The 8,947-nt window shown below is 74.0% G+C and carries 9 protein-coding genes; 5 read left to right on the top strand and 4 right to left on the bottom strand.

Annotation, left to right across the window (positions count from 1 at the left end):
- Positions 1 to 372 precede the first annotated feature (372 nt).
- Entirely contained in the window at positions 373 to 1,002 is a 630-nt protein-coding gene (locus tag MUU72_RS34625) for a PadR family transcriptional regulator (RefSeq protein WP_248017431.1), read from the top strand.
- Positions 1,003 to 1,160: 158 nt separating this feature from the next.
- Here the strand turns inward: MUU72_RS34625 and MUU72_RS34620 are convergent, their stop codons facing one another.
- Positions 1,161 to 1,589 carry a type II toxin-antitoxin system Rv0910 family toxin gene (locus MUU72_RS34620; protein ID WP_248017430.1) on the bottom strand — a complete coding sequence of 143 codons (429 nt, stop codon included), beginning with the start codon at positions 1,587 to 1,589 and terminating at the stop codon, positions 1,161 to 1,163.
- A gap of 289 nt (positions 1,590 to 1,878) precedes the next feature.
- On the opposite strand from MUU72_RS34620, the gene MUU72_RS34615 reads away from it, so the two are divergent.
- The 3 genes from MUU72_RS34615 (at position 1,879) to MUU72_RS34605 (ending at position 5,141) form a co-directional block, all read left to right on the top strand.
- Positions 1,879 to 2,412 carry a Clp protease N-terminal domain-containing protein gene (locus MUU72_RS34615; RefSeq protein WP_248017429.1) on the top strand — a complete coding sequence of 178 codons (534 nt, stop codon included), beginning with the start codon at positions 1,879 to 1,881 and terminating at the stop codon, positions 2,410 to 2,412.
- Between the two features lie 391 nt (positions 2,413 to 2,803).
- Positions 2,804 to 3,991 (top strand): EamA family transporter, encoded by a 1,188-nt coding sequence (locus tag MUU72_RS34610; RefSeq protein WP_248017428.1) that lies wholly within the window; start codon positions 2,804 to 2,806, stop codon positions 3,989 to 3,991.
- Between the two features lie 181 nt (positions 3,992 to 4,172).
- Complete coding sequence (locus tag MUU72_RS34605; RefSeq protein WP_248017427.1) at positions 4,173 to 5,141, top strand: DMT family transporter; 969 nt, start codon at positions 4,173 to 4,175, stop codon at positions 5,139 to 5,141.
- A gap of 167 nt (positions 5,142 to 5,308) precedes the next feature.
- Here MUU72_RS34605 and MUU72_RS34600 read toward each other — a convergent pair whose 3' ends face one another.
- The 3 genes from MUU72_RS34600 to MUU72_RS34590 all read right to left on the bottom strand — a co-directional run bounded on the left by MUU72_RS34600 (position 5,309) and on the right by MUU72_RS34590 (position 7,535).
- Positions 5,309 to 5,914 carry a helix-turn-helix domain-containing protein gene (locus MUU72_RS34600; protein WP_248017426.1) on the bottom strand — a complete coding sequence of 202 codons (606 nt, stop codon included), beginning with the start codon at positions 5,912 to 5,914 and terminating at the stop codon, positions 5,309 to 5,311.
- A 265-nt stretch (positions 5,915 to 6,179) separates the two neighbouring features.
- The gene (locus MUU72_RS34595; RefSeq protein ID WP_248017425.1) at positions 6,180 to 6,857 is read right to left on the bottom strand and encodes an FMN-binding negative transcriptional regulator; all 678 of its coding nucleotides are present in this window, start codon (positions 6,855 to 6,857) and stop codon (positions 6,180 to 6,182) included.
- A gap of 9 nt (positions 6,858 to 6,866) precedes the next feature.
- On the bottom strand, positions 6,867 to 7,535 hold the full coding sequence (locus MUU72_RS34590) for a pyridoxamine 5'-phosphate oxidase family protein (RefSeq protein ID WP_248017424.1): 669 nt from the start codon (positions 7,533 to 7,535) through the stop codon (positions 6,867 to 6,869).
- Positions 7,536 to 7,570: 35 nt separating this feature from the next.
- On the opposite strand from MUU72_RS34590, the gene MUU72_RS34585 reads away from it, so the two are divergent.
- Positions 7,571 to 8,902, top strand: coding sequence for an aminotransferase class I/II-fold pyridoxal phosphate-dependent enzyme (locus MUU72_RS34585; RefSeq protein WP_248017423.1), 1,332 nt, complete (start codon positions 7,571 to 7,573; stop codon positions 8,900 to 8,902).
- Positions 8,903 to 8,947 lie beyond the last annotated feature (45 nt).

Here is an 8,947-nt window from a genome sequence, read left to right as displayed (position 1 = left end):
GGATTGGGGGGTGGGCTGGGTTGGGGGAGGGGTGGCTTTGGGGGTGCGGGGGTGGGGTGGGGCAGCGCGGGGGTGCCTCCGCGCGGGCCCGGCAATGGGGCGCCTTCTCTCGGCCGGGCGTCGACGCACCTTTCTTTCCGCTGCGCGCCCGCCGCCGGTGCAGTGGTAACCCGCCGACCAGCGGCGCCAGTTGGCGGGTGCGGCGGGGGGCGGCGCCGGGCGCGGGCCGGTGTGGAAGGTTTTCCACAGACTCTTGTTCGGCGAACAGTCCCGATATATCGTTGAAGCATCGCGATCGATCAGCGATGGCGAGCGATAGTGCGTGCGCAATGCACTGATATCGGACGACGGAGATGAGATGGAGGGCGCGTGATGCGTTCCCACGGGTACGGACCTGGGTCTGAGCACGGGCACGAGCGCTACGGCCAGGGGCGGCGCGGTGGCCGCGGTGAGTTCGGTGGTGGCTTCGAGCGGCGGCGCTCCGCCTTCGGCGGCTTCGGTCCGCCCTTCGGTGGCCCGCCCTTCGGGGGTGGCCGGGGGCGGGGCGGCGGTCCGCGCGGGCGGGCCCGGCGCGGCGATGTGCGCGCTTCGATACTGGCGCTGCTCAAGGACCGCCCGATGCACGGGTACGAGATGATCCAGGAGATCGCCGAGCGGAGCGGCGGGGCGTGGAAGCCCAGCCCCGGTTCGGTCTACCCCACCCTCCAGCTGCTGGAGGACGAGGGGCTGATCGTCAGCGCCAGCGAGGGCGGCAAGAAGCTGTTCTCGCTGACCGAGGCCGGCCGCGCCGAAGCCGACAGTGGCTCGGACGCCCCCTGGGAGGAAGCCGGCCGCGGCGTCGACTGGGAGGCGATGAACGAGATACGCAAGGCGGGCGGCGGCCTGGTCGAGGCGTTCCGCCAGGTGTGGGCCACCGGTAGCCCCGAGCAGCGGGAGAAGGCCATGGCCGTGGTCAACAAGGCCCGCAAGGAGCTGTATCTGATCCTCGCGGAGGAGGACTGACCGCGGAGGGCTGACCGCGGAGGGCTGACCGGGGAGCGCTGGCCTGGGAGGGCTGGCCGGAGAGGGCTGGCCGGGGTGGACTGATCGAGGAGGGGAGGGTGGGGCGGGGGAGGGGGTCCGGGTGGTGGTGGTCGGAGGGTGCGGCTGTCGGGGGCCGTTCAGGTCGTCAGGGTGGTGAGCTTGCGTAGTGACTCGTTGAGCGCGGCGCTCGCCGAGTCCTTGAGCTTGGCCGCCATCAGGGAGACCGCGGCGCCGGTGAAGGTCCCCTCGATCCGGACCTCCGTCGCCCCGCCGTCGGGCGTCAGCCGGTAGCGCATGCCGAGGTTGACGCCCATCGGCCCCTTGCCCTGCACGGCGAGCAGCCGGCCCGGCTCCAGTTCCCGCACGGTCCAGTTCACCTCCGCCGGGAAGCCCATCAGCTTCATGTTCTCCTGGTAGGTCGCGCCCACCTGGAGGGGCTGCGGGCCGCCGTGCGGGAAGTCGGTATGGGTGGCGTTCCACTGCCCGTAGGAGTTGAAGTCGGTGAGGCGGTCCCAGACCTTTTCGGCCGGTGCCTCGATCCGGGCCTGGGCGGTGACATCGGCCATGCGGGCTCCCCTTCGGTGACGGCGACCTGACTGGTGCGCGGAACGTAGCCGTGCAGGGGGCAAGGTGCAAGAGCGACGAGCGTGGTGGCCGGAGTATTGCTGATGGGGTGTCAGGTTTTGCGCGAAGGTCGCGGGGCGTCCGATTCCGGCGGGATGTCTGACCTTCATCATCTCTCCGCATATCCTCCGTAAGGATGAGATCGTGTGTGGTCGTCCCCAACCACGGGGGGATGCACAAATGCTTCCCGCCGGGGATGTTCCGGCCCGTACGGACTGGTGGGGTGGGGCTGTGCAAAACCGTACGGCGTACAGTGGCGGGGATCGTCCCGCCTCGGAAGACCTCGACAGCCGGCTCACCGTGGAGCTCGCGTCGGTGGTTTCCGCTGCCCGCAGACGGGCCACCCGCGACGGCGACCGGCAGGTCGACACCGCGCACCTCCTGCACGGACTCCTGGAGTGGGACCCGGCCGTCCGCGAGGTCTTCGACGACGGCGCGCAGGTCGCGCGCCTGCTCGGCTACCTCGTCCAGCGCAGCATCGGCTACGGCCTGCAATGGCACGGCACCGTCGAGGACTCCGGAGCGGTCCCCGTGGTCACCGAAGGCGGCGTCCCCGGCTGGTCACCCGCCGCGGCCGCCGCGATGGACGGCGCCCGCGACCGCGCGCACGCCCGTTACGCCACCCGCGCCGGGTGCCTCGACCTGCTCGCCGCGCTGGTCGACGACCCCGAGTCCCGGGCCGTGGAAGTCCTGCGCCGCGCCTCCGTCGACACCGGCCGGCTCGCCGCCCGCCTGGACGGGGACGAGCGTCCTGCGACTGACTGACCGGCCTGTGGGGAGGGGAGCCGGCGACCGGCGGTCGGCTGAGGGCCCGCCTCGTCGGGGACCGGCGTCCCGTGGTCGGCTGACCGCCTGCCTGGGGTGCGGACGAGCGTCCCGCGGCCGACTGATCGCCTGTCTGGGGGTGCGGACGAGCATTCCGTGGTCGGCTGACGGCCTGCCTCGACGGGGCCCGCGTCCCGCGGCCGGCTGACCGGTTCGCCTGGATGCGGGCACCGCCCGCGGCCGCCCCCCACCCGCCGTTCCGCCCAGCCTTCCCGCCCGCCGTTCCGTCTGGCCGCAGTCCCGGCCGGCCCCCGCCCCGGGGCGCGTATCGCCAGGTGAGACAGGGGTTTTGGAGGATGACGCTGCTGACCACGGCTGTCATGATGACCCGATGCACGCGTCATCGGGGAGCCCGGCGGGTCGCACGACCGGCCCGGCCCAAGGAACATCCGGGTCCCGGGGGACCCGGCCGCCGTCCACCGTCCTCGGCCCGGACGGGGCCCGGCCCACCGGACGCGGCACCGGGCTCGGTATCGCCGTGCTCTCCGCGCTGGCCTTCGGCGGCTCGGGCGTCGCCGCGAAACCCCTGATAGCCGCCGGCCTCGAACCCCTCCACGTCACCTGGCTGCGGGTCACCGGCGCCGCGCTGGTCATGCTCCCCGTCGCCTGGCGCCACCGCGACCTGCCCCGCCGCCGCCCGGCCCTGCTCGCCGGTTTCGGACTGCTGGCCGTCGCCGGCGTCCAAGCCTGCTACTTCGCCGCGCTCTCCCGTATCCCCGTCGGGGTCGCGCTGCTCATCGAATACCTCGCGCCCGCGCTGGTCCTGGGCTGGGTGCGGTTCGTCCAGAAGCGGCCCGTCACCCGAGCCGCCGCCGTCGGCGTGGTCCTGGCCGTCGGCGGACTCGCCTGCGTCGTCGAGATCTGGTCCGGCCTCAGCTTCGACCCGCTCGGCCTGGCCCTCGCGCTCGGCGCGGCCTGCTGCCAGGTCGGCTACTTCGTCCTCTCCGACCACGGCGGCGACGGCGAGGGCGACTCCGGCGCGGACCCGCTGGGCGTGATCGCCTACGGTCTGCTGATCGGCGCGGCCGTCCTGACCGCCATCGCCCGCCCGTGGTCCCTGCGGTGGCCGGTCCTGGCCGGCACCGCCGAGATGAACGGTGTCCCCGTCCCCGCCGCCCTGCTGCTCGCCTGGATCGTGCTGGTCGCCACCGTCGCCGCCTACCTCACCGGCGTCGTCTCCATCCGCCGGCTCTCCCCGCAGGTCGCCGGTGTCGTCGCCTGCCTGGAAGCGGTCATCGCGACCGTACTGGCCTGGGTGCTGCTCGGCGAACACCTCTCCGCACCGCAGCTCGCCGGTGGCGCGGTGGTCCTCATCGGCGCCTTCATCGCCCAGTCCGCGAAACCGGGCACCGGGAACGAGGCAGGGGAGGCCGCGGCCACGGCCACCGGGCAGCCACCCGTGGCGCCCCCCGCCGCGACCGCTGCGGGGCCGGTGGGCGCCGCGGACGCCGGCCCAGGGGCCGGAGGCCGCGCGGCGGCCTCCGGTGACGACTTGTCGACCGGTTCGCCCGCGGCATAAGCTCCCGATCATGCGTTTGACTGTGCTGCCCCCTCCCGCCGCGTAAGGCGGGCGGCGGCCTCCGAGGAAATCCCGGCCCGGGCATGGACCCGAGCCGGTCGACGCTGCCCGCACACGGGATCACGCGACCATCCGACGGCGTCACATCACGCCGTCCTGGATTTCCCGGAGCACACCTCCCATGCACACCCTGCCTTCTCCCGCCCTGCCCGTGGGCCGGGGACTCGCCTACGTCTGTGCCGCCGCGACCGCCTGGGGCACCGCCGGCGCGGCCGCCGCCCTCCTCTACCGGGGCAGCGGACTGGGCCCCGTCGCCCTCACCTTCTGGCGCACACTCGGCGGCCTGCTCCTCCTGCTCGCCGTACGAGCCGTCCGGCGCCACCGCACCGGCCTCTCCGCCGCCCCCGCACCCCGCTCCGCCGAACCGCTCCGGCGCCGTGCCGCCCGGGCCGCGGCCACCGGCACCGCCCTCGCCGTCTTCCAGGCCGCCTACTTCGCGGCCGTCGAAACCACCGGACTGGCCGTCGGCACCGTCATCACCATGGGCGCCGGCCCCGTCCTCATCGCCCTCGGCGCCCGCCTCACCATGGGCGAACGGCTCGGCGCGGGCGGCCTCGTGGCCGTCACCGGGGCGCTGTCCGGTCTGCTGATCCTCGTCCTCGGCGGCGGCAGCGGCGCCACCACCGTCCACCCGGCCGGCGTCGGCTACGCCCTGCTCTCCGCCGTCGGCTGCGCCGTCATGACGCTGACCACCCGCCGCCTGGGCAGCGGCGGCACCGGCGACCCGTACACCGCCACGATCAGCGCGTTCGCCGTGTCCGCCCTGTGCCTGCTGCCGCTCGCCGCGGCCGAGGGCCTCTGGCCGCACGGCCACGACCTGGGCCGCAGCCTGATCCTGCTCGGCTACATCGCCGCCGTCCCCACCGCGCTGGCCTACGGCCTCTACTTCGCCGGCCTCGCCGCCGTACGGGCCGCGACCGCCTCCGTGATCTCCCTGATCGAACCGGTCTCGGCAGCCGCCCTCGCGGTGCTCTTCCTCGGCGAACGGCTCACCGCCGCCACGGCGGCCGGCACCGGGGTGCTGCTGACGGCCGTCGCCGGCCTGGCGGTCAGCGAGGCACGCGGGGGTGGCGCGGGTCCGAGGGGATGAGGGAGCCGGGCGGCCCCGGGGGCGGGGACGGGGCCGCGGGCTTCTCCCGGTGACGGGCGAGCGGCGCCGCCCTCGTGGCAGGAAGGGGACGGCCTCTCGTCGGAGCCCCCGGGGTCGCGGGGGACAGCTGCCGTGGGCCCCGGGGCAGGGGTGGGACGGCTGCCTGCTCAGTCGTCGTCGGCGTTCGCCGTACGGGAGCGGGGCTGGGCACGCACGTGGATCCGCTCGCCCTGGCGCCCGAAGAGGCTGAGCACCTCCACCGGGCCGTCGCCGGTGCTCCCGAACCAGTGCGGCAGCCGGGTGTCGAACTCGGCTGCCTCACCCGGCCCCATCACCAGATCATGGTCGGCCAGCACCAGCCGCAGCCGCCCGGCGAGCACGTACAGCCACTCGTAACCCTCATGCGTGCGCAGGTCGGGAGAGTTCCGGTCGGCCGGGATGACCATCTTGAAGGTCTGTAGCGGGCCGGGGTGACGGGTCAGCGGCAGCACCATGGTGCCGTGCAGGTTGCGCGGCTTCAGGCGGACGCGCGGATCTCCGACGTCGGGCGCCCCGACCAGTTCGTCCAGCGGGACCTGGTGGGCCTGGGCGATGGGGAGCAGCAGTTCCAGACTGGGACGGCGCTGGCCGGACTCCAGACGGGACAGGGTGCTCTTGGAGATGCCGGTGGCCTCGGAGAGCGCGGACAACGTGACGCCCCGCTCGGTCCGCACCCGCTTCAGGCGCGGGCCGACCTCGGCGAGGGAGCGGGCGATATCGGGTGAGTGTTCCACCCCTCCATTGCACCGCGCCGTTCCCGATTTCGGCAACGGAGATTGCTGGAGGGGGAGGGGGCAGGGCGCGGCCCCGGGGCGGGGCGGTGGATGCCCCGGGGAGACGGGCCGAGGCGTCCGGGACGCGGGCGACGCTTGGGGCGGGACCGGTCAGCGGGTGGGCGGGGCCGGGCCGTTGGGGCTTGGCCCATGCCCCGCCGGGGCCGTTGTCGTCTTGTCGCCTTGCCGTGGATGCGGTGTGAGGTGGGTCGGGCGAGCCGGGTGGTTACGTGCGGGCGGCGGGGCCGTTCCCCGGGCGGCTGGTGAGGGCGCCGGCCGCCAGGCGGCGCTGCTGGTGGCGGCGGGCCGCGGCGTCGCCCGGTCCGTCGCGCTCGGCGAGCCGGTCGGATATGCGGTGCTGGACCGACTCGGATCGCTTGCCGCCGTACTTGAACTTGGCCCGCACCTCGTGCACTTCAAGACGCAGCCCCCGGATACCGGACAGCAGCCGCCCGTACGGCGCCTGGCCCGCGACCACCGGGGCCGAGCCGCCCTCCGGCTGGAAGTGCGTGGTCTGGCGTTGCAGCAGCTCGGCCTTGACCTCGGGATCGTCCACGATGTGCGCGGTGCAGACGAGCTGGACCGCGGCGTAGAAGCTGGTGGGGACGCCGTGTTCGGGTGGAGTGTCCTCTTCCGCCTGCCAGGGGCCGGGGATGAAGGTGTAGTCGTCCACCACGCTCAGCAGCGCTGTGGGCCGCTCCTGGAGCGCGGGCCAGATCGGGTTGGGGCGGGCGAGGTGGGCGACGGCCTCGCGGCGGGCCGGGTCGTACGCGAAGTGCAGCGGCTGGACCCACGGGGGCTCGCCCGGCGAGCCGTTGACGGCCAGCTGGCCGAAGTCGTGTGCGGTCAGCCACTCCTGCCATTCGGCGTCGTCCGTGGGAGCGTCCCAGGGGTGGATGAGCATCGGGGCTCCTCAGCGGGCGGAGAGGTAGGCCGGCTCGGGGGTGCCGGGGGCGAGGTCGTCGGCCGGTATCGGGGCGCCGTACACGGGGGAGACGGGGAGGACGCCGGTCCAGTACGGGAGGGACTGGTCCTCGGGCTCGTCGGACGGGCCGCCCGTGCGGAGCTTCGCGGAGACCTCGCGCAGGTCGAGGCGGAGCACGGCCGTGGCGGCCAGCTCCTTGGCGTTGGCGGGGCGGGAGTCCGCGGCGCGACCGGGCAGGACGTGGTCCACGAGGGCGTCGAGCGCCGCCTTCTTCTCCTCCTCGTCGGTGACCTGGTGGGCGGTGCCGTGCACGACGACGCTGCGGTAGTTGATGGAGTGGTGGAAAGCGGACTTGGCCAGGACCAGCCCGTCGACATGGGTCACCGTGACACAGACCGGCAGGCCCGGGTCGGCCTCCTGTCCGCCGGCCATCCGCAGCGGGCGGGAGCCGGTCGAACCGTGCACGTACAGGCGGTCGCCGACCCGGCCGTAGAGCGTCGGCAGGACGACCGGCGCACCCTCGCGCACGAAGCCGAGGTGGCAGACGTAGCCCTCGTCGAGGATCGCGTGCACCGTCGCCTCGTCGTAGCTGGCCCGCTCACGGGCGCGGGTGGGGACGGTGCGCTCGGTCGCGGCGAAAGACTTACCCACAGCCATTGCGAACTCCATTGCACTAGTACATAATCAATTTTGTGCTAGGAGAGTATCGGATCGAAGGGCGGCGCGCATCGGAGATTGCCGCAAGTGTGGAGCGAGCCATCGGTGCGGGCGAGCTCCAACCGGGCGAAGTACTGCCTCCCCTACGGGAGTTGGCGGTCTATCTGGAGGTGAATCCCAATACCGTCGCGGCCGCGTACCGCACGCTCCGCGACCGCGGGGTGATCGAAACGGCGGGCCGGCGCGGCAGCCGCATCCGCCCACGCCCCGCCAGCACCTCACGCGAGGCGCTACAGGCGGTCGTGCCCCCCGGCGTCCGGAACGCCGCCGACGGCAACCCCGACCCCGCCCTGCTGCCCTCTCTTGAGGAAGCGCTGGCCGAGGCCGCGGCGCGCAACACCCGGCGCCCCGTCCTCTACGGCATGCCCGCCATCGACGACGACCTGGAGGCACTGGCCCGCGCGGCCTTCCTCCGCGACGGAGTGCCGGAGTCGCCGGTCGCCGTCGCCAGCGGATCGCTCGACGCCATCGAGCGGGTCCTCGCCGCGCACCTGCGGCCCGGCGACGCGGTCGCGGTCGAAGACCCCGGCTGGGGCAGCCTGCTGGACCTCATTCCGGCGCTCGGCCTGCGCCCCGTGCCGGTCGGGGTGGACGACGATGGCCCGATCCCCGCGCGGATGGCCGCGGCACTCGACAGCGGGGTCCGCGCGGTCATGGTCACCGACCGTGCGCAGAACCCGACGGGTGCCGCCCTCAGCGGCCCCCGCTCCGCCGAACTCCGCACCCTGCTCTCCGGGCACCGCGATGTCCTCCTCATCGAGGACGACCACGGCCACGGCATAGTCGACCTCCCGCTGCGTCCGCTCGCCGGGGCCACCGACCACTGGGTCCTGGTCCGCTCCACGGCCAAGGCGTACGGTCCCGACCTCCGCCTGGCGGCGCTCACCGGCGACACCGTCACCATCGACCGGTTCCGCGGCCGCCAGCGCCTCGGCCCAGGCTGGGTCAGCCATCTGATCCAGCACGCGGTCGCCCACCTCTGGCGGACCTCCGCGGTCAGCCCGGCCGCGGTCGCCGGCGCCTACGGCGAGCGGCGGGACGCCCTCATACGTGCCCTGGCGGAACGGGGGGTCCGGGCCCGCGGCCGCAGCGGGATGAACGTCTGGGTACCGGTCCCGGACGAAACGGGCGCGGTGTCCCGCCTCCTGCACTCCGGCTGGGCGGTCGCCCCCGGCGCACGTTTCCGTATGCAGTCGCCCCCCGGCATCCGCATCACCGTCTCCGGCCTCGCCGCCGACGACATCACCCCGCTGGCTGCCGCGGTGGCCGGTGCCATGGGGGTGGGGGAGGCGCGCAGATACGAGTGAGGGGGGAAGGGGTGTTCTGACGTGGGGGGGGAGGGCTGTCTCTTA

Origin of the sequence: Streptomyces rhizoryzae, from assembly GCF_023155275.1 — a bacterium.
Taxonomy (GTDB): Bacteria; Actinomycetota; Actinomycetes; order Streptomycetales; family Streptomycetaceae; genus Streptomyces; species Streptomyces rhizoryzae.
This window is presented reverse-complemented; position numbering and strand designations above follow the sequence as displayed.

Coding starts and splice junctions, on each gene's coding strand:
- MUU72_RS34625 (WP_248017431.1), top strand. CDS start 373: ATGCGTTCCCACGGGTACGGACCTGGGTCTGAGCACGGGCACGAGCGC.
- MUU72_RS34620 (WP_248017430.1), bottom strand. CDS start 1,589: ATGGCCGATGTCACCGCCCAGGCCCGGATCGAGGCACCGGCCGAAAAG.
- MUU72_RS34610 (WP_248017428.1), top strand. CDS start 2,804: ATGCACGCGTCATCGGGGAGCCCGGCGGGTCGCACGACCGGCCCGGCC.
- MUU72_RS34605 (WP_248017427.1), top strand. CDS start 4,173: ATGCACACCCTGCCTTCTCCCGCCCTGCCCGTGGGCCGGGGACTCGCC.
- MUU72_RS34595 (WP_248017425.1), bottom strand. CDS start 6,857: ATGCTCATCCACCCCTGGGACGCTCCCACGGACGACGCCGAATGGCAG.
- MUU72_RS34590 (WP_248017424.1), bottom strand. CDS start 7,535: ATGGCTGTGGGTAAGTCTTTCGCCGCGACCGAGCGCACCGTCCCCACC.